Annotated in this window: 24 protein-coding genes; 12 read left to right on the top strand and 12 right to left on the bottom strand. The window is 68.5% G+C overall.

What is annotated here, in order from left to right; genetic code table 11:
* Both GOHSU_RS12690 and GOHSU_RS12685 read right to left on the bottom strand, forming a co-directional pair.
* Positions 1 to 608, bottom strand: a 608-nt coding sequence (locus GOHSU_RS12690) for a TRAM domain-containing protein (protein WP_005942340.1), incomplete at its 3' end; no start/stop codon positions are given.
* A gap of 13 nt (positions 609 to 621) precedes the next feature.
* Positions 622 to 2,643: an APC family permease gene (locus tag GOHSU_RS12685; protein ID WP_024332597.1), complete on the bottom strand. Its 2,022-nt coding sequence runs from the start codon at positions 2,641 to 2,643 to the stop codon at positions 622 to 624.
* A gap of 39 nt (positions 2,644 to 2,682) precedes the next feature.
* Between GOHSU_RS12685 and GOHSU_RS12680 the strand changes: the two genes are divergently transcribed.
* The 5 genes from GOHSU_RS12680 (at position 2,683) to GOHSU_RS12660 (ending at position 6,308) form a co-directional block, all read left to right on the top strand.
* The gene (locus GOHSU_RS12680) at positions 2,683 to 3,354 is read left to right on the top strand and encodes a potassium channel family protein (protein ID WP_005942335.1); all 672 of its coding nucleotides are present in this window, start codon (positions 2,683 to 2,685) and stop codon (positions 3,352 to 3,354) included.
* Positions 3,351 to 4,037, top strand: a complete 687-nt coding sequence (locus GOHSU_RS12675) for a potassium channel family protein (RefSeq protein ID WP_005942332.1) — start codon at positions 3,351 to 3,353, stop codon at positions 4,035 to 4,037. Before GOHSU_RS12680 ends, GOHSU_RS12675 begins: the two co-directional genes overlap by 4 nt.
* A gap of 95 nt (positions 4,038 to 4,132) precedes the next feature.
* Positions 4,133 to 4,669 (top strand): RrF2 family transcriptional regulator, encoded by a 537-nt coding sequence (locus GOHSU_RS12670; RefSeq protein ID WP_005942330.1) that lies wholly within the window; start codon positions 4,133 to 4,135, stop codon positions 4,667 to 4,669.
* Entirely contained in the window at positions 4,666 to 5,877 is a 1,212-nt protein-coding gene (locus GOHSU_RS12665; protein ID WP_005942328.1) for a globin domain-containing protein, read from the top strand. The genes GOHSU_RS12670 and GOHSU_RS12665 overlap by 4 nt, the downstream gene beginning before the upstream one ends.
* The gene (locus GOHSU_RS12660) at positions 5,877 to 6,308 is read left to right on the top strand and encodes a hypothetical protein (RefSeq protein WP_005942326.1); all 432 of its coding nucleotides are present in this window, start codon (positions 5,877 to 5,879) and stop codon (positions 6,306 to 6,308) included. Before GOHSU_RS12665 ends, GOHSU_RS12660 begins: the two co-directional genes overlap by 1 nt.
* 36 nt (positions 6,309 to 6,344) lie before the next feature.
* Here the strand turns inward: GOHSU_RS12660 and GOHSU_RS12655 are convergent, their stop codons facing one another.
* Complete coding sequence (locus GOHSU_RS12655) at positions 6,345 to 6,716, bottom strand: OB-fold nucleic acid binding domain-containing protein (RefSeq protein WP_005942324.1); 372 nt, start codon at positions 6,714 to 6,716, stop codon at positions 6,345 to 6,347.
* 79 nt (positions 6,717 to 6,795) lie between these two features.
* Between GOHSU_RS12655 and GOHSU_RS12650 the strand changes: the two genes are divergently transcribed.
* A complete protein-coding gene (locus tag GOHSU_RS12650) occupies positions 6,796 to 7,500 on the top strand; it encodes an alpha/beta fold hydrolase (protein ID WP_005942322.1) in 705 nt (234 codons plus the stop codon).
* Here GOHSU_RS12650 and GOHSU_RS12645 read toward each other — a convergent pair whose 3' ends face one another.
* Positions 7,501 to 8,355, bottom strand: a complete 855-nt coding sequence (locus GOHSU_RS12645; RefSeq protein ID WP_005942320.1) for a DUF3710 domain-containing protein — start codon at positions 8,353 to 8,355, stop codon at positions 7,501 to 7,503. It lies immediately after the preceding gene.
* Positions 8,356 to 8,377: 22 nt separating this feature from the next.
* Positions 8,378 to 8,860 carry a dUTP diphosphatase gene (dut, locus tag GOHSU_RS12640; RefSeq protein ID WP_005942318.1) on the bottom strand — a complete coding sequence of 161 codons (483 nt, stop codon included), beginning with the start codon at positions 8,858 to 8,860 and terminating at the stop codon, positions 8,378 to 8,380.
* A gap of 50 nt (positions 8,861 to 8,910) precedes the next feature.
* On the opposite strand from dut, the gene GOHSU_RS12635 reads away from it, so the two are divergent.
* Positions 8,911 to 9,432: a DUF3093 domain-containing protein gene (locus GOHSU_RS12635; protein WP_005942316.1), complete on the top strand. Its 522-nt coding sequence runs from the start codon at positions 8,911 to 8,913 to the stop codon at positions 9,430 to 9,432.
* Positions 9,433 to 9,780: 348 nt separating this feature from the next.
* On the opposite strand, the gene GOHSU_RS12630 is transcribed toward GOHSU_RS12635, so the two are convergent.
* Positions 9,781 to 10,080, bottom strand: coding sequence for a DUF4193 domain-containing protein (locus tag GOHSU_RS12630; protein ID WP_005942314.1), 300 nt, complete (start codon positions 10,078 to 10,080; stop codon positions 9,781 to 9,783).
* 235 nt (positions 10,081 to 10,315) lie between these two features.
* Between GOHSU_RS12630 and cei the strand changes: the two genes are divergently transcribed.
* The gene (gene cei, locus GOHSU_RS12625; protein ID WP_005942312.1) at positions 10,316 to 10,969 is read left to right on the top strand and encodes an envelope integrity protein Cei; all 654 of its coding nucleotides are present in this window, start codon (positions 10,316 to 10,318) and stop codon (positions 10,967 to 10,969) included.
* A gap of 6 nt (positions 10,970 to 10,975) precedes the next feature.
* Here the strand turns inward: cei and GOHSU_RS12620 are convergent, their stop codons facing one another.
* On the bottom strand, positions 10,976 to 11,857 hold the full coding sequence (locus GOHSU_RS12620; protein ID WP_005942309.1) for an inositol monophosphatase family protein: 882 nt from the start codon (positions 11,855 to 11,857) through the stop codon (positions 10,976 to 10,978).
* A 90-nt stretch (positions 11,858 to 11,947) separates the two neighbouring features.
* On the opposite strand from GOHSU_RS12620, the gene ppgK reads away from it, so the two are divergent.
* A complete protein-coding gene (ppgK, locus tag GOHSU_RS12615) occupies positions 11,948 to 12,745 on the top strand; it encodes a polyphosphate--glucose phosphotransferase (RefSeq protein ID WP_005942307.1) in 798 nt (265 codons plus the stop codon).
* Between the two features lie 206 nt (positions 12,746 to 12,951).
* Positions 12,952 to 14,421 (top strand): RNA polymerase sigma factor, encoded by a 1,470-nt coding sequence (locus tag GOHSU_RS12610; protein ID WP_005942304.1) that lies wholly within the window; start codon positions 12,952 to 12,954, stop codon positions 14,419 to 14,421.
* A 106-nt stretch (positions 14,422 to 14,527) separates the two neighbouring features.
* Here the strand turns inward: GOHSU_RS12610 and GOHSU_RS12605 are convergent, their stop codons facing one another.
* Genes GOHSU_RS12605 through GOHSU_RS12590 form a run of 4 tightly spaced genes read right to left on the bottom strand, consistent with a single transcriptional unit; the run spans position 14,528 to position 18,131 of the window.
* Entirely contained in the window at positions 14,528 to 15,754 is a 1,227-nt protein-coding gene (locus tag GOHSU_RS12605; RefSeq protein WP_005942301.1) for an acyl-CoA dehydrogenase family protein, read from the bottom strand.
* 18 nt (positions 15,755 to 15,772) lie between these two features.
* The gene (locus tag GOHSU_RS12600) at positions 15,773 to 16,822 is read right to left on the bottom strand and encodes a phosphotransferase family protein (protein WP_005942298.1); all 1,050 of its coding nucleotides are present in this window, start codon (positions 16,820 to 16,822) and stop codon (positions 15,773 to 15,775) included.
* On the bottom strand, positions 16,822 to 17,289 hold the full coding sequence (locus GOHSU_RS12595) for a MaoC family dehydratase (RefSeq protein ID WP_005942290.1): 468 nt from the start codon (positions 17,287 to 17,289) through the stop codon (positions 16,822 to 16,824). The genes GOHSU_RS12600 and GOHSU_RS12595 overlap by 1 nt, the downstream gene beginning before the upstream one ends.
* Positions 17,290 to 17,336: 47 nt before the next feature.
* Entirely contained in the window at positions 17,337 to 18,131 is a 795-nt protein-coding gene (locus tag GOHSU_RS12590) for an SDR family NAD(P)-dependent oxidoreductase (protein WP_024332595.1), read from the bottom strand.
* 171 nt (positions 18,132 to 18,302) lie between these two features.
* Between GOHSU_RS12590 and GOHSU_RS12585 the strand changes: the two genes are divergently transcribed.
* Entirely contained in the window at positions 18,303 to 18,908 is a 606-nt protein-coding gene (locus GOHSU_RS12585) for a TetR/AcrR family transcriptional regulator (protein ID WP_005942285.1), read from the top strand.
* 133 nt (positions 18,909 to 19,041) lie between these two features.
* On the top strand, positions 19,042 to 19,230 hold the full coding sequence (locus GOHSU_RS12580; RefSeq protein ID WP_005942282.1) for a DUF7455 domain-containing protein: 189 nt from the start codon (positions 19,042 to 19,044) through the stop codon (positions 19,228 to 19,230).
* Positions 19,231 to 19,305: 75 nt separating this feature from the next.
* Here the strand turns inward: GOHSU_RS12580 and GOHSU_RS12575 are convergent, their stop codons facing one another.
* Positions 19,306 to 21,063 carry a DEAD/DEAH box helicase gene (locus GOHSU_RS12575; RefSeq protein ID WP_051139476.1) on the bottom strand — a complete coding sequence of 586 codons (1,758 nt, stop codon included), beginning with the start codon at positions 21,061 to 21,063 and terminating at the stop codon, positions 19,306 to 19,308.
* Between the last annotated feature and the right edge of the window lie 39 nt (positions 21,064 to 21,102).

The raw sequence follows: 21,102 nt of genomic DNA, 5'->3' as shown, positions 1-21,102 counted from the left end.
GGGCGTCGTGGCGCCGGCGCCAGGGCGCAGACGTGCCGGATGTCGTCGGTGCCGACGGCGACCACCAGCTCGCTGCCCGGTACCGCATCCAGGCGGTCCAGACCCGCAAGCATGCCCGGCACCGGTCCGGCGCACGGTTGGCTGATCAGTCGGGCCGAGCCGCGCGCACGCAGGCCGACCCGCCCGTCGTCCCCGACTGCCAGCCGGGTGCGCACCCGCCAGCCGGTGGGTGCATCGTCGAGTTCCTGCACGTTCGGGGGTTCGGGGGCCTGTGTACCGTCCATCTTCCCGATCCGCTGCAGTACGTCGGCCAGGGCCGCCGACCGCAGCCGGGCGGCATAGGGCGGTGCCGCATAAGACAGATCGCAGCAGCCCGCTCCGGCGGCGGCGGCCGGACACAGCGGCGCGATCCGCTCGGGCGAGGGCTCGAGGATGTCGACGGTCTCTGCTGTGGTGAACGAGGCCCGGCGCGAGACGATCCGCGCCCGGACCCGTTCCCCGGGGAGCGCCCCGGCGACGAAGACCACCCGCCCGTCACTGTCGTGAGCGATGCCGGCTCCGCCGTTGGCGAAACCGGTGACCGCCAGCTCGTACAGTCGATCGTTCACGGATCCGTCCTGGTCATCGATCATGGTCCCGGCCGGTGAAACCACGACGGGTGTCACCGGGGGCGATATAGGCGGCCTCGGCCCGTTCGGCGATCCGGCCGGACGAGACCAGCTGCCAGGGTACCGAGGTGACCATGACCCCCGGTTCGAAGAGCAGTCGCGTCTTCAGCCGCAGCGCCGACTGATTGTGCAGGATGTGCTCCCACCAGTGGCCGACGACGTATTCGGGGATGAACACCATCACCACATCGCGCGGGGCATCCCGGCGGATGCGGCGCACATAGTTGATCACCGGCCGGGTGACGTCCCGATACGGTGAGGCGATCACCTTGAGCGGGATGGTGATATCGCTGTCCTCCCACTGTGACACCAGCGTGCGCGTCTTGCGGTCGTCGACGTTGACGGTGACCGCTTCCAAGACGTCGGGTCGGGTGGCCCGCGCATAGCGCAGGGCGCGCACCGTCGGCAGCAGCAACGACGACACCAGCACGATCGAGTGGGTCCGTGACGGCAGCACCCCGTCGTCGAGTTCGGTGGCGATCGCCAGTTCCTGGTCGATCTTGCGGTAGTGCCGCCGGATCAGCTTCATCAACGCGAACAGGGCGACCATCACGGCCACCGCGATCCATGCTCCGGCGGTGAACTTGGCGACCAGGACCACCACCAGGACCGTGCCGGTGAGCATCATGCCGACGGCGTTGACGATCCGTGAGCGGATCATCCGGCGGCGGGCGTCGGGATCGGATTCTCCGGCCAGCAGGCGTGACCAGTGCCGGACCATCCCGATCTGACTGAGGGTGAAGGCCACGAAGACCCCGACGATGTACAGCTGGATCAGCGAGGTCACCTCGCCGTCGAAGGCGATCAGGAAGGCCATCGCCGCCAGCGCCAGGAAGACGATGCCGTTGCTGAAAGCCAGCCGGTCACCCCGGGTATGCATCTGGCGCGGCAGGTACCGGTCCTGAGCCAGCACCGATCCCAGTACGGGAAAGCCGTTGAACGCGGTGTTGGCGGCCAGCAGCAGAATGAGTGCGGTGACCGCCGTCATCACATAGAAGCCGGCCGGAAAACCGGCGAAGACCGTCTCGGCGAGCTGGGCCAGGACGGACTTCTGCTGGTAGCCCTCGGGCAGTCCGCGCAGCTCCGACTGCGGGTCCAGGACGTACTTGGTGTGCAGCTTCTGCGCCAGCACCACCACGCCCATCAGGAACACGACAGACAGCAGCCCGAGCATCAGCAGCGTGCTGGCGGCATTGCGCGACTTGGGCTTCTGGAAGGCCGGCACCCCGTTGCTGATCGCCTCCACACCGGTCAGAGCCACCGAGCCGGACGCGAAGGAGCGGGCCACCAGGAAGACCATCGCCAGTGCGGTGAGCTGGTTCTGCTCCGCGGCCAGCTCGTATCGGGCCGACGAGGCCTCCAGGTCCCGGTCGAGCAAGAGCAGCTGGACAAAGCCCCAGACGAGCATCACGATCATGCCCGCGATGAAGGCATAGGTCGGTGCGGCCATCAGCACACCGGACTCCTTGACCCCGCGCAGATTCAGGGCCGCCACCAGAGCCACACCGATCAGGCAGAATGCCATCTTGTGGTCGTGCACGAAGGGCACCGCCGAGCCGATGTTCTCGGCCGCGGCGGCCACCGAGACCGCCACGGTCAGGACATAGTCCACCAGCAGTGCGGCTGCCACCGTCAGACCGGCGTTGCGGCCCAGATTGACCGTGGCCACCTCGTAGTCGCCGCCCCCGGAGGGATAGGCGTGCACGTTCTGTCGGTAGGAGGCGACGACCACCACCATCACCACGGCGACGGCCAGACCCACCCACGGGGCCAGCGCATAGGCGCTGATTCCGGCCACCGACAAGACCAGGAAGATCTCCTGCGGCGCATAGGCCACCGAGCTCATCGCATCGGAGGCGAACACCGGCAGGGCGATGCGCTTGGGCAGCAGTTGCGAACCCAGCCGATCGCTGCGAAACGGTCTGCCCAGCAGCAGGCGTTTCGCGGCGGTGGTCGCCGTGGTCAAACCAGACACTCCGCCACAGTAGGCCTGCTGCGGAGTAACGTCCATCGGGTGCGGGTAATCATCATGGGTTGCGGACGCGTGGGCGCCGGACTGGCCACTGCGATGGACCGTCGCGGACACCATGTGGTCGTCATCGATCGGGATCAGACCGCGTTCAGTCGCCTCGGCGAGGGCTTCGCCGGTCGCACCGTCCGCGGTGTCGGTTTCGACCGTGATGTCCTGATCGAGGCCGGAGTCGAGAGCGCCGAGGCCTTCGCCGCAGTCTCCTCCGGCGACAACTCCAACATCATCTCCGCCCGGGTGGCGCGGGAGGTCTTCGGAGTCCGACGGGTCGTCGCCCGGATCTACGACGCCAAACGGGCCGCCGTCTACGAGCGCCTCGGGATACCGACGGTCGCGACCGTGCCGTGGGCCACCGAGCGGTTCATCAGCGCCCTGGGCCAGACGCCGCAGGCACCGCTGTGGCAGGACCCCACCGGCGCATTGGTCATCGCCCGGGTCGACGTCCATGAGGAGTGGTACGGCCTGGGCTGCGCACACTTCCAGGAGCAGACCGGCGCCCGCGTGGCCTTCCTGCAGCGCTACGGCGGTCCGGTCCTGCCCGAGCCCCGCACCGCCTTGCAGGACGGCGACGAGGTCTTCGTCGCCGTCCTGGCCGCCCAGCTGGAGGCCGCCCGCGCCGCGGCCAAGCTGCCCCCCGTCGAAGGAGCCGGAGAATGAAGGTCGCCATCGCCGGTGCCGGCGCCGTGGGCCGGGCCATCGCTCGCGAGCTGGTCGTCAGCGGCCACACGGTGACGCTTTTCGAGAAGAACGCGTCGAACCTGCTTCCCGAATCACTGCCCCAGGCGCAGTGGGTGCACGCCGATGCTTGCGAGCTGCACGATCTGGAGAACGCGCAGCTGCAAACCTACGACGTGGTGATCGCGGCGACCGGCGACGATAAGGCGAATCTGGTGCTGAGCCTGCTGGCGACCACCGAGTTCGCCGTCAACCGGGTGGTGGCCCGGGTCAACGATCCCCGGAACGAGTGGCTGTTCACCGAGGACTGGGGGGTCGATGTGGCTGTGTCCACGCCGCGCCTGATGGCGGCCCTGGTCGAAGAAGCCGTCAGCGTCGGCGATCTGGTCCGGCTGATGACCTTCCGCCAGGGCCAGGCCAACCTGGTCGAGCTCACCCTGCCCGACGACACTCCCCTGGCCGGGAAGGCGGTGCGGCGGCTGCAGTTGCCCCGCGATGTGGCTCTGGTGACCATCATCCGGGGCCGCCGGGTCATCGTGCCCCAGCCCGACGATGCCCTCGAGGGCGGCGACGAGCTCGTCTTCATCGCCCCCGAGGAGGCCGAGCGGCACCTGGCGCAGGTGATTCGCATGCCGGGCGGCAGCGAGCCCCTGACCTCCGGATAGGACCCGAAATCCCTTGTCTCACAGGGACTTTCGACCTGTGAGAGCTTGGCCACCTAAATAGGTATCCGGCATTCGGAATATGGTCTGATCGGTTCGTGCAACTGACGCGATTCACCGACATCGGCCTCCGGGTGCTCATGCGCCTGGCCGCCGATTCCGGGACGACCACGCGCACCGCGCGTGATCTGGCCGCCGAGCTGTCGGTTCCGCCTACCCACACCGCCAAGGTGGTCAGCCGTCTCTCCGAGATCGGCGTCGTGCACTCCCGTCGCGGCCGCTCCGGCGGCCTGTCGATCACCTCCCTGGGCCGCACTGCCCGCGTGGGCTGGGTGGTCCGGCAGCTCGAAGGCGACGATCCGGTGGTCGACTGCGACGCCGCGACCCCTTGCCCGCTGCTGCCGTCGTGCCGGTTGCGAGGTGCGCTGGCCCGCGCGCAGAACGCTTTCTACGACAGCCTCGATGCGCTCACCGTCAGCGATCTGGCGCTGCCTGCGTCGGGCGATACCGAGCACGCCGGGACCGGTGCCGGCCGCGTGCTGCCCTTGATCTCCCGCACCGCAGCCGTGCGGGACGCTGGGGCCGGATCCGGCCCCAGCTCAACCCTCTCCGCAGAGAACAGGAATCGATCATGATCTCCGATCAGACCCGCCAGGTGCTCGCCGCGACGCTGACCGCCGTCGAGGGTGCCCTCGACGACATCACCCCGAACTTTTACAACCGGATGTTCACCGCACACCCGCAGCTGCTCGACGACCTGTTCAACCGCACCAACCAGAAGATCGGCACCCAGCCCAAGGTGCTGGCCGGCTCCATCGCCGCCTTCGCCCGCCTGCAGTTGCATCCCGACCCCGAGCAGCAGAAGTTCATCATCGACCGCGTCGCCCATAAGCACGCCTCCCTCGGCGTGATCGCCGAGCAGTACCCGATCGTGCACGAGCATCTGTTCGGCGCGATCGTGGAGGTCCTCGGCGCTGCGGTCACCCCCGAGGTCGCCGCCGCCTGGGACGAGCTCTACTGGGAGATGGCCCGCGTCCTGATCGGCCGGGAGAACGAACTGTACGACGCGGCCGGTGTGGTCCCCGGCGATGTCTGGCGCGAGGTGGTGGTCGCCGCCCGCGAGCAGGTCGCCCCCGACGCCGTTTCGTTCACGGTGGCCTCCAGCGACGGGCCGCTGCCCGGTTTCACCCCAGGCCAGTACATCTCGATCCAGACTCCGCTGGACGACGGGGCGCACCAGATCCGTCAGTACAGCCTGACCGGTGTGCCGGGCGAGCCGCACTGGCGCTTTTCGGTCAAACGCGACGGCGAGGTCTCGTCGTGGCTGCACGACCGCGCCTTCGAGGGCGATCGCCTGCGGGTGAGCACCCCGTTCGGCGACCTGGCCCTGCCCGAAGGCGACGGCCCGCTGCTGCTGGCCTCGGCCGGTATCGGCTGCACCCCGGTCATCGGGCTACTCAATCACCTGGTCAACACAGGGGATACGCGGCCGGTGCAGGTGCTGCACGCCGACCGCTCACGCTCACAGCAGCCGCACCGCGGTGAGCTCGCCGAACTGGTCGACCAGCTGCCCGAGGCCACTTTGCTCCAGTGGTACGAGAACGGCTTCGATGCCGGCGACGGCGCCCGGGTCGGGCTGATGACGCTCGACGACGTCACCGTCGATCCCGATACGGTGGCGCTGCTGTGCGGACCGGCCGGCTTCCTCAGCTCCGTCCGCGGATCACTGCTGGACAAGCAGCTCCCGGAGGAACGCATCCACTACGAGACCTTCGGTCCCGAACTGGTTCGGGTCGGCGGCCGCGGCCAGGATGCGGGCCGTCTCGAGCAGGTCGGTAACTGATGAGCGCGGCGTTGGGCGCCTCGGTGGCACTGGTCTTCCTCTGGCTCGGCATGGTGCTGGCGATCTCGTTTCTTGAGGCACCGCTGAAGTTCACCGCCCCCGGGATCACACTCCCGCTGGGTCTTGGCATCGGACGACTGGTGTTCCGGGCGCTCAACGCCGCCGAATCGGTGCTCGCCGCAACTGTGGTGATCCTGGCGGTGCTGGCCGACGACTGGCCGCGAGCGGCCACCTGGGCACTGCTGGTCGCCATCGCCGCGCTGGCCTGCCAACTGGTCGGCGTGCGGCCCGCGCTGGCCCGGCGCACCGATGCCGTGCTGGCCGATCCGGCGAACGTCCCGACCCAGCGCAGCACCGCCCACCTGTTCTACGTGGCCCTGGAGCTGGTGAAGGTCGCCGGACTGCTGAGCGCCGGGATCCTGCTGTTGTAGCGTAGTCCGTCGCCCGGTCGTCGGCGACCGGCCCGACTACTCGGTCGATGAGTGCAGCTCGTACGACGGGTTGTAGATCAGCTTCATCCCGTCGGCGGTGGCGACCCGGCCGTGCACGGTGATCCGCCGGCCCGGTTCCACACCCGGGATCCGATTGCGGCCGATCCATTTGAGCAGCACGGTGTCGGTGCCGTCGAAGAATTCGGCGAGCACCCCCGTCTTTCCCTTGCAACCGGTTTGAACCGAACGCAGTTCCCCGGTCATGGTCGCCTCGTCACCGCGATCGCAGTCCTTGGCGCGCTGGGTACCCGGCTCACGGCACTCGCGTTCGACCCGAACGTCTTCGGCGACGTCCAGATCCTCGGTGAGCATGCGGCCGAGCCGCTTGAGCAAGCCCGTTGTGGCCATGCCATATCCTCCGACGACAAGACGGTGCGGCGTATTCGATGCCGTGTCCGCCACTCTATAACTCTCCGGGAGGCATTGCATGGCGACGGTGGTACTGATGGCCGGTACCGGATCGGACGACGACTATCTGCGCCGCTCATTCGGCCCGGCCGTCGCCGGCGCGGGCGGCGAGCTGATCGCTCTGGCGCCCACGGCCGGGCTGATCGAGAATTACCGGGCCGCCCTCGATGCCGCGGCCGAACGGACGGGTCCCATCGTGACCGGCGGTGTCTCGATCGGTGCGGTCGTCGGCCTGCGCTGGGCGCTGGATCGCGGACCCCGCGCGTGCAAGGGCGTCCTGGCTGCGTTACCGCCGTGGTCGGGCCCGGTCGGCGATAGTCTCGCCGCTCTCAGCGCCCGGCTGACCGCGCAGGCGATCGACGACGACGGGCTCGAACCCACCATCGCGGCGATGGCCGCCACCAGTCCGGCCTGGCTGGCCGGCGAGCTGTCCCGCTCGTGGCGGGCGCTGGCCGACCGCGATCTGGTCGGGCAGCTGCGGCTGGCCGCGAGCGTCCCCGCACCCACCCTCGACGAGATCGCCGGCCTGCAGGTGCCGCTGGCCATCGCCGGCGCCCCCGACGACCCACTCCATCCGATCCAGGTGGCCCGGGACTGGGCGCAGGCCGCACCCGCGGGTGCCCTGACCGAACTGCCGCTGTCCACCTGGGGTCCGGACGAGGCGCGCCTGGGCACCGCTTGTCTGGATTCCTGGCGGCGGCTGACCGGCGCCGGCCTGGACTGATCAGCGGCGGCGGCGCTTCTTCTTCTGGCCGCGCAGCCGCTGCATGGCCGACCCCTCCGACGGCCCCGGAGCAGATTCCTCGTCGGGCCTGTTCCCGGACAGATCCGACTCGATCTCCGGTTCGGGTTCGACGTCGTCGGTGAACACCGTCGCGGCCGCCGCTTGGGCCACCGCCCCACCCGGAATCACCGGCGCACCGCCGTTCTCGACGGACCTCTCGGCCGGCGCCTGCTCCAGCGGCGAGGCCAGCGGCGCCCCGTCGGTGTCGACCCCCATCTCCTGCGCCATCTGATGCTGAGCTGCGATGACCTGATCGGCCAGGACCGGTGGCAACACCAGGGGCAGCAGATCCCGTGGCGGAAACGGAGCCTTCCCCCGCCGCACGACGGTCTCGGCCAGGACCGCGCGGGCCAGCTGGGCCAGTTGACCGCTGTCCTCTTCCGGACCGCTGGCCACACACCGCACCATCCACCGCGGGCCGTCGACCCCGATGAACCGATGCTGTCCGCCGGGGACCGCGGCGATGACCTCTCGGCCCCAGTGCCCGTCCTCCATCGCAATGGAGGCGCCTTCGGCGCTCAGCGACTCTGCCAATTCACGCACCACCTCGCGCCAGAGGCCGCCGGTGCGGGGGGCCGCGAAAGCATGGACGCCGATGCGGCCGACCGGAGTGACCAGGTAGACCGCCTCGGGCTCGTGCTGGGGTGACATCTCGACGGTGACCTGACCGCCCTCGACGACCGGGACCAGGACAGATCCCAGATCCAGGTGCGAGTTGGCCAGTTCTTCCGGTTCGGTCGTCAGATCATCGATGTCGTAGGGGCCGGCGCCGTCGCCGATCCGCTGTTCGCTCATGTCAGTTAGCTCCCCTCGTAGCTCAGGGTCGGGACGGATGAAGAGTCGCGTGGCCGCCGCTGGAGCCGTATCCACCGGTGCCGCGCTCGGTATCGTCGAGTTCGCTTACTTCCAGGACCTCGGGCAGCTCGACTCGCTGGATGAGCAGCTGAGCGATCCGGTCACCGCGGGCGATGACGATCGGCGCTTCCGGGTCCAGGTTGATCAGACACACCTTGACCTCACCGCGGTAGCCGGCATCGATGGTGCCGGGCGCGTTCACGATGGACAGTCCGGCACGTGCGGCCAGCCCCGACCGCGGATGCACCAGTCCGACGGTGCCGTAGGGCAGCGCCAGTGCAATGCCGGTGCCCACCACCTGACGGCGTCCCGGTGCCAGTTCCAGATCGGTGGTCGAATACAGGTCGATACCCGCGTCCCCGGGGTGGGCACGCTGCGGCAGCGGCAGATCCGGATCGAGGCGCACCAGGCGCAGCGGAGGGAAGTCTGGAGCAGTCGGGGTCACCCCCGCAGCCTACTCGGCCGGGCGCTGCCTCAGACGGCTAGTCTGGTCTGGTGAGCACTCCCGATCTTCCTACCGCCAAGGGCCCCGACCGCTACACCGAACGGTTGACCGTTCCCTGGTGGTGGTGGCTGATGGCGGCGGTTCTGGTCGCCCTGCTCGGCTACGAAGCGCAGATGGCCGCCTACGGGCAGTCCTGGAGCATCGTCTTCTATCCGATCCTGGCGGTGCTGGTGGGCTGGCTGCTGCTGTCGATGGGCCGATTGCAGCTGCGGGTGGATGCGGAGGGGACCCTGCACGCACACAAGGCGATGCTGCCGGCGTCGGTGGTCGGCCGCGGTGCGGTGGTGCCGCCGTCGGCACGCCGGGCCGCGATGGGCCGCCAGCTCGACCCGGCCGCGTTCTTGATCTATCGCTCCTGGATCAAGCCGATGGTGCTGCTGGTGATCGACGATCCCGACGATCCGACGCCCTATTGGCTGGTGTCCTCGCGGCACCCGGACAAGGTGCTCGCCGCGATGGGCATCGACGACGCTGCCGCAGCCCAGAACGCTCCGGCCGCCGGCGACGCCTGACGCTGCACGACACGCCATCGCCCCGGTCGGCATCGACGGCGGTGACGACCACAGCGTCCGTGCATCCCGGTGTGTCGCAAATCATCTCCGCCGGGCACCCGCGGCGCAGACCTCTGTGACGCATACCCCACCGTCGTGTCGCGGCCCATTTCTGCGCGCCGCGCCCCACCGGTCTGCGCGCCGTGCCCAAACGAGGCGCGACACGATCGGGCGAGGCGCCCCCGGAACCGGCTGACCGACGCACTGACGGACCGGGATCCGCATGGCCCGAAACGACGAACGTCCGGCCGCTCCCCGCAGGGAATCGGCCGGACGTCACCGGGCTGAACGGTCAGCCCACAGAGCGGTTCAGGCGCAGTCGACACAGATCAGTCGACCGCCCTCTTCCGAGCCCAGACGGTTGCGGTGGTACACCAGGAAGCAGCTGGCGCAGGTGAACTCGTCGTCCTGCTTGGGGACCACCCGCACCGACAGCTCTTCGCCGGACAGGTCGGCGCCCGGCAGCTCGAAGGATTCGGCGGTTTCGGTCTCGTCGACGTCGACGTCGGCAGTGCTCGCCTCGTTGCGCCGCGCCTTCAACTCCTCCAGCGAATCGGTCGCCAGATCATCGTCGTTGCTGCGCCGCGGTGCGTCGTAATCGGTTGCCATCTATGTGCGCCTTACTGGGTCGTTATGCGTTCGATGTTCACGGAGAAAACGCCGCTTGTGGCACGTCTCCCCCGACCCGTCAAGCGTACGGAAAACGCTTGCGGCGCCCGTATTCTAGGGGAACGACCCCGCCGGGTCAACAGGGGTCCGCCGGCACAGTAGACGGCCGATCAACGGTGCGGCTCGGCCTCGTTGATCCCGGGCTTGTGGGCCCTTGGACGTTACAGTTGGCGCCATGGTCTCCCAGTTCGCCACCGGCTATGCCACCGACGCGCAGGGCCGCCCGTTCAAGCGGCGCAACTACACCCCCGCGATCGTGATCGGCACGGTCCTGGCGGTGGCGGCGATCGCCGCGTGGGCGTTCGCGCTGACCGGAGGCAGCACCGAGAGCTACCCCGTCGATTGCGCGATGCCCACGAAGCAGGACGTCAAGCTGACAGTGGTCGGCACCGGCGAGATGATCGAGGTGGCACCGGCGGCCCAGTCGACCTTCCGGGTGACGGTGCTCAACTCGGCGGCTGCCCGCGGATCGGCCCGTTCGGTCTCCGACGATCTGGCGCGCCAGGGTTTCACTCCCGGCGAACCGGCCTACGGCGACGACACCCTCTACACCGAACGCGATCTGGACTGCGTCGCACAGATCCGGTTCGGTCCCGGTGGCCAGAATGCGGCCGCAGCGGTCTGGCTGGCCGTGCCCTGCGCCCAGTTGGTCAACGACGACCGGGCCGGCGCCGATGTCGACGTGGCGCTGGGCGAGTTCTACCACTCGGCCCCCTCGACGCAGGAGCAGCAGGCCGCGCTGGAATCGCTGCGGTCGGTCGATCCGCGCAATCCGAAGACCGGGGTGGACAAATCACTGATCGAAGCGGTGCACCGCCAGCCCTGCTGACGGCCGCTACTCGGGCAGCCGCTCGTCGGCGCCGGCGGTGGTGAGGATCGCCAGAAAGTCGTCGGCGATTCCCGGTGCCACCGCGATCGTCGGATAGCCGTCCGACGACGTCGACGACGTCGGCGGCATGATGACCGTCGCACCGGCTTCGGCGGCGATCAGACCGCCGGCCGCCCAGTCCCACGGCGACAGACCGTGTTCGATGTGCGCATCGACGGCCCCGGAGGCCACCATGCACAGGTCCAGTGCGGCCGCCCCGAGGCGACGCAGATCACGCACCTGCGGCGCCAGCTCGGCGATCAAACGCCCCTGCGCGCGGCGACGGCCGGCCGAGTAGCCGAATCCGGTGGCCACCAGGGCCAGTGCGACATCGTCGACCGGGTTGGCCCGCAACCGGCGCGGCTGGACATCGGCAGGCCCCTGCGCCCAGGCGCCACCGTCGGTCCAGGCCCAGTAGGCCACCGAGCGCGCCACGTCGACGACCGCCCCGGCAACGGAGACGCCGTCGATCTGCGCGGCGATGGAGACGGCGTAGACCGGAACTCCGTAGAGGAAGTTGACGGTGCCGTCGATCGGGTCGACCACCCAGCGCACGTGCCCACCGGCTCCGCCGTCGTCGCCCTGCTCCTCCCCCAGAATCGGGTCGCCGGGCCGCTGCCGAGCCAGCAGCCGACGGATGAGCTGTTCGGTCTCGGTGTCGGCGACCGTCACCGGATCGGTGCGGGTCGACTTGGTACTGACTGCCTCGGCGGTCGCACTCAAACCGGAGACCGGAAACAGGTCGGCCCGTCGTCGTCGGACGTAATCGGCGGCTTCCTGTGCGATCCGGCAGGCGATCGCCGAGAGTTCCTGCGGTTCGGGGGTCGGACGGGACTGGTCTGCGGTCACGGCTTCGACCTTAGTGCGTCGCGCCCGCCCTGGCAGACCGGCAACGTAAGCTGCCGAAGACACCGACTCCCGGCAGCGAAGGAACTGGCCATGTCCGATATCAGCTACCTCGGCGCCGACCGCGCCCCGAGCCCCGGCACCGGTCTGAGCTTCGGCGTCGATGTCGGCGGGACCGGCGTCAAGGGAGCGATCGTGGATCTGCGCACGGGAGAATTCGTCGGCGAACGTCACCGTATCGCCACCCCGCAGCCGGCCACCCCGGAGGCCATCGCCGCCACAGTGACTCAGATCGTGGAGCATTTCGGCTGGACCGGACCGGTCGGCGCCACTGTCCCCGGCGTGGTCAAACACGGTATCGTCCGCAGCGCCGCCAATATCGATCCGGCCTGGATCGGGGTCGATGTGCAGGACCTGTTCAGCACCGCTCTGGGGGGACGCCCGGTGACGGTGCTCAACGACGCCGATGCGGCCGGTCTGGCCGAACTCTCCTACGGCGGCGGGGCCCGGCTGACCCAGGGCGTGGTGATCCTGCTGACCCTGGGCACCGGAATCGGCTCTGCCCTGCTCTACAACGGAACGCTGGTCCCCAACACCGAGTTCGGTCACATCGAGGTCGACGGCAAGATCGCCGAGAAGCGCGCCGCCGCCAAAGTCCGCGTCGACAAGGGCTGGTCGTTGGAGAAGTGGGCGAAGCAACTGTCGAAGGTGCTCGTCAGCTACGAACGGATCTTCACTCCCGACCTGTTCATCGTCGGTGGCGGGATCAGCCGAAAGTCCGACCGGTGGATCCCGTTCCTGACCAACGAAGTCCCCGTCGTCCCGGCTCAGCTGCGCAACACCGCCGGGATCGTGGGTGCGGCACTAGCCGTCACCGACGCCCGCCTGTGAGCTGCCGACGGGCCCGAACCGGCCACCGGCAGACCCGAGCGGCAGGTAGTTTCGTTACAATGGAACACGTCGAGCCCGCAACGCCGGATCGACGCCCTTAACCAGGTATGACGCCCCAGCGCGGCGCAGCCGGTGCCGCACACGGCGACCACCGGCGATGCCGTCGCGGTCCGTCGTGCCGCAGATGAGTGTGTGAAAGGTCGTACGTGGCAACCACCAGGACCCCCGCAGCCACCGCCGCCAAGAAGGCACCGGCCACCAAGGCCGCCGCGAAGAAGGCTCCGGCTAAGAAGGCTGCGGCCCAGGCCGCCGTCACTGACGACGACGCCACTACAGCGGCTCCCGCGAAGAAGACGGCCGCCAAGAAGGCACCGGCGAAGAAGGCGGCAGCCAAGAAGACCGCCGCCAAGAAGGCACCGGCCAAGAAGACCGCCGCCAAGAAGACCGCCGCCAAGAAGGCGCCCGCCAAGAAGACCGCCGCACGCAAGACCGCGGCGAAGAAGGCGGCGCCGACGACGGCCGACGACGGTGTGATCACCGACGGTCTGGACGAAGACGCTCCCGAGAACCTGGAAGACACCGAGATCGACCTGGCCGACGAGGAGCTCGACGCCGAGGACGAGACGCCTGCGGCCGACGCCAAGGGCGGCGATAAGACGGCCAAGGGCGGCGACGAGAAGTCTTCCAGCGACTTCGTCTGGGACGAAGAGGAGTCCGAGGCGCTGCGTCAGGCACGCAAGGACGCCGAGCTGACCGCTTCGGCGGACTCGGTCCGCGCCTACCTCAAGCAGATCGGCAAGGTCGCCCTGCTCAACGCCGAAGAGGAGGTCGAACTCGCCAAGCGCATCGAGGCCGGTCTGTTCGCCACCGAACGGCTGCGCCGGGTGATGGAGGCCGGCGAGAAGCTGTCGGTCGCCCAGCGCCGCGATCTGAACTGGATCTCCCGCGACGGCAATCGCGCCAAGAACCACCTCCTCGAGGCCAACCTGCGACTGGTGGTGTCCCTGGCCAAGCGGTACACCGGTCGGGGCATGGCGTTCCTGGACCTGATTCAGGAAGGCAACCTGGGTCTGATTCGCGCAGTGGAGAAGTTCGACTACACCAAGGGATACAAGTTCTCCACGTATGCGACCTGGTGGATCCGACAGGCGATCACCCGCGCCATGGCCGACCAGGCGCGCACCATCCGCATTCCCGTGCACATGGTCGAGGTGATCAACAAACTCGGCCGGATCCAGCGGGAGCTGCTGCAGGATCTGGGCCGCGAGCCCACTCCCGAGGAACTCGCCAAGGAGATGGACATCACGCCGGAGAAGGTGCTGGAGATCCAGCAGTATGCGCGTGAACCGATCTCCCTGGACCAGACCATCGGTGATGAGGGCGACAGCCAGCTGGGCGACTTCATCGAGGATTCGGAGGCCGTGGTCGCCGTCGACGCAGTCAGCTTCACCCTGCTGCAGGACCAGTTGCAGGATGTCCTGGACACCCTGTCCGAGCGTGAGGCCGGTGTGGTGCGACTGCGTTTCGGTCTGACCGACGGTCAGCCGCGCACCCTCGATGAGATCGGCCAGGTCTACGGCGTCACCCGCGAACGCATCCGGCAGATCGAATCCAAGACCATGAGCAAGCTGCGCCACCCGAGCCGCTCGCAGGTCCTGCGAGACTATCTGGACTGATCCGGTCCGCCGCCGGTCTGATCGTTGCCGCCGCGACATCAGACCGAACGACGATGGGGCTCCCGCGATTCGCGGGAGCCCCATCGTCGTCTTCGCCGTGGCGGCGTCAGCCGTGGCGCGCGGCCTGCTTGCGCAGTTCGTGGCGGGCCAGCGCGTTCTTGTGCACCTCGTCGGGGCCGTCGGCGAAGCGCAGCGTGCGCACACCGGCGATCATCTCGGCGAGCGGGAAGTCCTGCGACAGACCGCCGGCTCCGTGCGCCTGAATGGCCTTGTCCAGAATCCACTCGACGGTGCGCGGGGTGGCGATCTTGATCGCCTGGATCTCGGTGTGTGCCTTGCGGTTGCCGACCGTGTCCATCAGCCAGGCCGCCTTGAAGGTGAGCAGCCGCAGCTGTTCGATCTTGACGCGGGATTCGGCGATCCAGTCCCGGATCACCCCCTGTTCGCTCAGCGGCTTACCGAAGGCGACACGCTGCTCCACCCGGTCGCACATCATTTCCAGGGCGCGTTCGGCGATGCCGATCGACCGCATGCAGTGGTGGATACGGCCCGGTCCCAGACGTCCCTGCGCGATGGCGAAACCGTCGCCCTCCTCACCGATCAGGTTGGCGGCCGGCACCCGCACATCGGTGAACTGCAGTTCGGCGTGACCGCCGTGGCTGTGATCGTCGTAACCGTAGACGTCCATCCCGCGGATGATCTCCAGGCCCGGGGTGTCCCGTTCGACCAGGATCATCGACTGCTGACGATGCCGGTCGGCATTCGGGTCGGTCTTGCCCATGACGATGAAGATCTTCGCATTGGGGCTCATCGCACCGGTGATCCACCACTTGCGGCCGTTGATGACGTACTCGTCTCCGTCGCGCACGATGGACAGCTCGATATTGGTGGCATCGGAGCTGGCGACATCGGGTTCGGTCATCGCGAACGCCGAGCGGATCTCGCCGTTGAGCAGCGGCGTGAGCCAGGCCGCCTGCTGTTCTTCGTTGGCGAAGGCCGCCAGGACCTCCATGTTGCCGGTATCCGGTGCGGCACAGTTGAGGGCGGCAGGTGCCAGCTGCGGACTGCGGCCGGTGATCTCGGCCAGCGGTGCGTACTGGATATTGGTCAGGCCCGCACCGTGTTCGCCCGGCAGAAACAGGTTCCACAGGCCGCGTTTGCGGGCCTCGGCGCGCAGCTCGGCCAGCACCGGGACACTGTCCCAGTCCCAGCGGTCGTCCAGTTGCGCCAGCTGCTCGGCGAAGACCGGTTCAGCCGGGTAGATGTGCTTGTCCATGAAGTCGAGCAACTCGGCCCGGTACTTCTCCGTGGTCTCATCGAATGTGAAGTCCATCTGGGTTCTCCTTGATCATCAGTGGTCGTTGAGTGCTGCCAGGCCGGCGGAGAGCAGGGGGAACACCCCGTCACCGATACCGGCGAAGCCCTCACCGACCGTTTGCTTGTTGACGTAGCGATAGTGGATTCCTTCGACGATGCCGGCCAGCTTGAACCACGACAGTGCAGTGTAGAAGCTGAAATCGGACAGGTCGCGCGTCGAGGTCGACGCGTACCGGGCGACGACCTCCTCGTCGGACAGGTACCCGGGTGCTGCCGAGACGTCACTGACCGCCCCGGGCATCAGCTTGCCCATGGTGTCGTAGACCCCCATCAGGGCCAGATCGGTCAGGGAATCGCCGATGGTCGACAGCTCCCAGTCCAGCACGGCCGTCGGCTGGTCGTTGTTATCGAAGAGCACATTGTCCAGGCGGAAGTCGCCGTGAACGATGCCGGCCGGACTGCCCGAGCGGACCTCGACCTGCGCTGCGCGCTCGGCCAGCGCCGCGTAGAGCGTGAGCATGTCCGGGAGCTCGCGGGTGTGGCTGGCATCGAACTGTTTGCGCCAGCGGCCGACCTGCCGTTGCAGGTAGCCCTGCGGGCGGCCGAAATCTGCCAGTCCGACCTCTGCCGGGTCGACCGCGTGCAGGGTCGCCAGCGTGTCGACCAGCCGCTCCGAGATCTGCCGGGTGCGTTCGGTTCCCCGGGCCGTCAGCTCACTGGCGCGCCGGTACGGCGTACCCTCGACCGCCTCCATCACATAGAACGGTGCACCCAGCACCGATTCATCGTCGCAGAAGGCGTACATCACCGGAACCGGCACCGCCGTCTCGGCCAGTGCCGCCATCATGCGATGCTCACGGCCCATATCGTGCGCGGTGGCCAGCAGGGTGCCCACCGGAGGGCGCCGGAGGATGTACTCGCGGCCGTCGGCCCGCAGGCGATAGGTGAGGTTCGATTTGCCGCCGGTGATGTGCTCGGCGGTGATGCCGTCGCCCACGTCGCCGACGTGCTCGGCGAACCAGGGCGTCAGCGCCACCAGGTCCAGTCCGGGAAGCGCGGCACCCGCAGCCTCTGCCGAGCTCATCAGAACACCAGAACCGTGACGGTTTCGGCGATCATCACCGGCTTCTCGCCGCCGTCGACCTCGGCGGTGACGCGCTCGACCACCTGGTAGCCGGCCCGGCCCTCGGTCACCTCGAGCAGCTCGAAGGTGGCCCGCAGCCGCGATCCCACCGGTACCGGCGCGGGGAACCGGAGCTTGTTGGCACCGTAGTTCACGCCCATCGTCGTCCCTTCGATGGCCCACGCCTGCTTACGCAGCATCGGCACCAGCGACATCGTCAGATAGCCGTGCGCGATGGTGCCCCCGAACGGGCCGGTCGCGGCGCGGTCGGGATCGACGTGGATCCACTGGTGATCGCCGGTGGCCTCGGCGAACGTATCCACCTGCTCCTGGGTGATGGTGTTCCAGTCGGAGGTGCCCAGCACCTGCCCGACCGCGTCCGTGAGCTCCTGCGCTCCGCGGATGGTCCGGATGGGGTCGTCGCTCATCTGTGTTCGCTTCCTCGTGTCGGTGTCGGTCGTGTCGAAAGGTCGGATCAGTGCTCGTCGAGCCGCTGCTGGATCCGGTTCATGCCGCCGATCCAGCGGTCCGTGGAACCGGCGCGGGCAGTGTAGTACTCGGCCACCTCCGGATGCGGAAGAATCAGGAAGTCGTCGCCGTCCAGAGCGGCCAGGACATCGGCGGCCACCTGTTCGGCCGTCAGCGCCGAATCGTGGCTGAGGATCTCCTGCAACGGCCCCGAGTCGTCGAGCATCCGGGTCTGCACGCCCTGCGGACACACGGCCTGCACGACGATGCCGCGGTGACGGTAGGTCGCCGAGAGCCATTCGGCGAAGGCGACCGCACCGTGTTTGGTCACCGAATAGGCCGGTGCGCCGAGCATGGTCAGCAGGCCCGCTGCCGAAGCGGTCACCACGAAACGTCCGCCGCCGGATTCCAGCCAGCCCGGCACCAGGGCGCGGGCGGCGCGGACATGGGCCATGACATTCACCTGGAAGGACGACTCCCAATCGGCTTCGGAGGCCTGCAGTCCGCGGCCGCGATCGATGCCCGCATTGGCGAACCAGGCGTCGATGGGGCCGAAGGCCTCGGTGGCGCCGGCGATCAGCGACTCGATCCCGCTCTCGGAGGCGGCGTCTCCGGCCACCCCGACCGCGGTACCACCGGCGGTTTCGACGGCAGCCACCGTGCGTTCGACACCGGCGGCGTCCAGGTCTGCCACCACGACCTTGGCGCCGCGTGAGCCCAGAGCTTCGGCCAGAGCCGCGCCGATGCCGTTACCGGCTCCCGTCACCACCGCGACCGACCCAGCCGGATCGAATGCACTCATCGTTTCCATACCTCTGTCTCCTGCCCGATCCGACCGATCAAGCGTTCGCTTAGTAATCTGTGCTCTACTCTGCCGGGAAGAGGTTGATACGTCAATACCCGCCGCAGGCCGGACCGAACCTGGAACCGGCCTACCTTCACCTCACCAGGTGGGCGGCGCCGGGGAGGAGAGATGGAGAACGTGACTGAAATCGCGTCCAAGGCACAGCAGACGCGGACGCGGCTGCTCAACGCGGCGGTGGAGGCCTTCGCTGAACGCGGCTTCCACGGCACCACAACCCGTGATCTGGCCACCGCCGCCGGCATGAGCCCGGCCGCGGTCTACGTTCACTACCCCTCCAAGGAGCACCTGCTCTACGAACTGTCGCTGGCCGGGCATCAGAAGACGCTCGCCGAAATCAACGCCAACGACGACCCGGCCCTCGGATCGGCGGCACGGCTGCACCGGCTGATCTACGCCTTCGCTCTGCATCACGCGCTCGATCACACCACCGCCCGGATCGTGAACTACGAGTTGGCGTCGCTGTCTCCCGAACACTTCGCGCAGATCCGTGAACTGCGCAGGGAGATCACCCGGCGGGTCCGCACGGTCATCGAGGACGGGGTGGCCGCCGGGGACTTCCACACCGCCGATGTGCAGACGGTGAACCTGGCGATCCTGTCCATGAACATCGACATCGCCCGCTGGTACTCCGCGCCCGGCTCCCCCGCCCCCGAAGCGCTGGCGCGCTCGTACGCCGATCTGGCGTTGCTGATGGTGCAGGCCGATCCCGTCTGACGAGTGCGTTGCGACACACCCGATATGGCCGGGGAACAAACCCGGCCCCGCCAACGTCTGACACAGTAGAGGTGAGAGTTCCCGTTCGGGTGCCCTCGCCGAAGGCCAATGACCGAAAGGGCAGGTGGATTCCATGACCGACAACGCCACGACCACAATCGTCCCGAACCCGTTGACCAATGCCGACCGCTGCGATCGCTGCGGTGCGGCGGCGAAGGTGCGCGCCACCCTCACCGCCGGCGGTGAACTGCTGTTCTGCCGGCATCACTACAACGGCCACGAGGCTCGCCTCGCCGAACTGGGCGCGCTGATCAGCGAGTAGCCCCTTCAGACGAACGACGACGCCCGGGCGGCCAGCGACCACGCTGACCACCCGGGCGTCGCGCATCGGGCGGCGTTACCGCCAGGTGCGCAGTTCGGCGATCCGTTCGCGCAGTTGATCGGCGGTGGCCATCGCCGTCGGCGGGCCACCGACGCGTTCGCGCAACTCGTTGTGAATCTGCCCGTGCGGCCGCCCGGTGCGGTTGTGCCGCAAGGCGACCAGGGTGTTCAGTTCCTTGCGCAGCGCGTGCAGGTTCTCCCCCGTGCGACGCTCAGCGGCGTTGGGTGCGGCGGCAGCCTCGGTCGCATCCCGCGGGCGGGCCGGCGCCGGTTTGGCGATCTGCTGGGCCTGACGCTGCTGCAGCAGCGTCCGGACCTGATCGGCATCGAGGAGGCCCGGCAACCCCAGATAGTCCGATTCCTCGTCCGAACCCGGCATGGTGGCCGTTCCGAAGGAGGCACCGTCGTAGATCACCTGGTCGAGTTCGGCGCTGGCATGCAGTGACTGGAAGGCCGGTTCGTCGTCGCCCGGCTCGTCCTCGGTCTTGTTGGCCTCGATCAGGGCAGCGTCGTCGAGTCCGGACTCTTCGCGGTGCGGTTTGCCCAGCACGTGATCACGCTGCGCCTCCAGCTCGCTGGCCAGCTGCAGCAGTACCGGCACCGACGGCAGAAAGACGCTCGCGGTCTCCCCCGGCCGCCGCGACCGGACGAACCGGCCGATCGCCTGGGCGAAATACAGCGGGGTCGAGGCGTTGGTGGCATAGACACCGACGGCCAGCCGCGGCACGTCAACGCCTTCGGAGACCATCCGGACGGCCACCATCCATTCGTCGTCCGACGCCGCGAACCGCTCGATCCGGGCCGAGGATCCGGCTTCGTCCGAGAGCACCAGCGTCGGCCGGGTGCCGGTGATCGAATGCAGCAGTTCGGCGTAGTCGCGCGCCGAGTCCTGATCGGTGGCGATCACCAGACCGCCGGCATCGGGGACACCGGAGTCCCGCAGCTTCTGCAGGCGACGGTGGGCGGCGCCCAGGACCGCCGGAATCCAGTCGCCGTGCGCATCCAGGGCGGTGCGCCAGGCCCGGGCGGTCTGCGCCGCCGACAACGGTTCTCCCAGGCGGGCGGTGAACTCCTCGCCGGCGCTGGTGCGCCAGGCCGCCTGCCCGGAGTAGGCCAGGAACACCACCGGTCGCACGACCCCGTCGCGCAGGGCGTCGGCGTACCCGTAGGCGTGGTCCGGTTTGGACCGGGCGCCGCCGCCGGGTTCGGGTTCGTAGGTGACGAACGGGATCGGCGAGTCATCGGAGCGGAAGGGCGTACCGGTCAGGGCCAGGCGGCGCTCGGCGTCGTCGAAGGCCTCCCGGATGCCCTCACCCCACGACTTGGCGTCACCGCCGTGATGGATCTCGTCCAGGATGACCAGCGTGCGCCGCCGCACCGTGCGCTCGCGGTGACGGTAGGGGTGGGCCGCGACCTGCGCATAGGTCAGCACCACGCCGTCGTAGTCGGAGCTGGTCGAGCCGGCCGCATTGGAGAAGTTCGGATCCAGCGCGATCCCCACACGGGCGGCCGCCTGCGCCCACTGATGTTTGAGGTGTTCGGTGGGTGCGACCACGGTGATGCGTTCCACTGTCCGGTCCGACAGCAGTTCGGCTGCCACCCGCAGGCCGAAGGTCGTCTTACCCGCACCAGGAGTGGCCACGGCCAGGAAGTCCTTGGGCCGGGCGGTCAGATACTTGGTCAGCGCACGGCGCTGCCAGGCACGCAGCGGCCCGGTCGCCACCGGCTGCCGCCGGCCCCCTTGCGACGTCGTCGCTGCGGTGTCCTCGGCCATCGTGGTGGAGCTCCCCGGTTCTGTCATAGCGGAGTCGAT

It is taken from the genome of Gordonia hirsuta DSM 44140 = NBRC 16056, from assembly GCF_000333015.1.
Lineage (GTDB): Bacteria > Actinomycetota > Actinomycetes > Mycobacteriales > Mycobacteriaceae > Gordonia > Gordonia hirsuta.
This window is presented reverse-complemented; position numbering and strand designations above follow the sequence as displayed.

Excerpts from the sequence above, each read along its gene's own strand:
- GOHSU_RS12675 (WP_005942332.1), top strand. The coding sequence starts at position 3,351 with ATGAAGGTCGCCATCGCCGGTGCCGGCGCCGTGGGCCGGGCCATCGCT.
- GOHSU_RS12665 (WP_005942328.1), top strand. The coding sequence starts at position 4,666 with ATGATCTCCGATCAGACCCGCCAGGTGCTCGCCGCGACGCTGACCGCC.
- GOHSU_RS12660 (WP_005942326.1), top strand. The coding sequence starts at position 5,877 with ATGAGCGCGGCGTTGGGCGCCTCGGTGGCACTGGTCTTCCTCTGGCTC.
- GOHSU_RS12655 (WP_005942324.1), bottom strand. The coding sequence starts at position 6,716 with ATGGCCACAACGGGCTTGCTCAAGCGGCTCGGCCGCATGCTCACCGAG.
- GOHSU_RS12650 (WP_005942322.1), top strand. The coding sequence starts at position 6,796 with ATGGCGACGGTGGTACTGATGGCCGGTACCGGATCGGACGACGACTAT.
- GOHSU_RS12645 (WP_005942320.1), bottom strand. The coding sequence starts at position 8,355 with ATGAGCGAACAGCGGATCGGCGACGGCGCCGGCCCCTACGACATCGAT.
- GOHSU_RS12630 (WP_005942314.1), bottom strand. The coding sequence starts at position 10,080 with ATGGCAACCGATTACGACGCACCGCGGCGCAGCAACGACGATGATCTG.
- cei (WP_005942312.1), top strand. The coding sequence starts at position 10,316 with ATGGTCTCCCAGTTCGCCACCGGCTATGCCACCGACGCGCAGGGCCGC.
- ppgK (WP_005942307.1), top strand. The coding sequence starts at position 11,948 with ATGTCCGATATCAGCTACCTCGGCGCCGACCGCGCCCCGAGCCCCGGC.
- GOHSU_RS12605 (WP_005942301.1), bottom strand. The coding sequence starts at position 15,754 with ATGGACTTCACATTCGATGAGACCACGGAGAAGTACCGGGCCGAGTTG.
- GOHSU_RS12600 (WP_005942298.1), bottom strand. The coding sequence starts at position 16,822 with ATGAGCTCGGCAGAGGCTGCGGGTGCCGCGCTTCCCGGACTGGACCTG.
- GOHSU_RS12595 (WP_005942290.1), bottom strand. The coding sequence starts at position 17,289 with ATGAGCGACGACCCCATCCGGACCATCCGCGGAGCGCAGGAGCTCACG.
- GOHSU_RS12590 (WP_024332595.1), bottom strand. The coding sequence starts at position 18,131 with ATGAGTGCATTCGATCCGGCTGGGTCGGTCGCGGTGGTGACGGGAGCC.
- GOHSU_RS12585 (WP_005942285.1), top strand. The coding sequence starts at position 18,303 with ATGGAGAACGTGACTGAAATCGCGTCCAAGGCACAGCAGACGCGGACG.
- GOHSU_RS12580 (WP_005942282.1), top strand. The coding sequence starts at position 19,042 with ATGACCGACAACGCCACGACCACAATCGTCCCGAACCCGTTGACCAAT.
- GOHSU_RS12575 (WP_051139476.1), bottom strand. The coding sequence starts at position 21,063 with ATGGCCGAGGACACCGCAGCGACGACGTCGCAAGGGGGCCGGCGGCAG.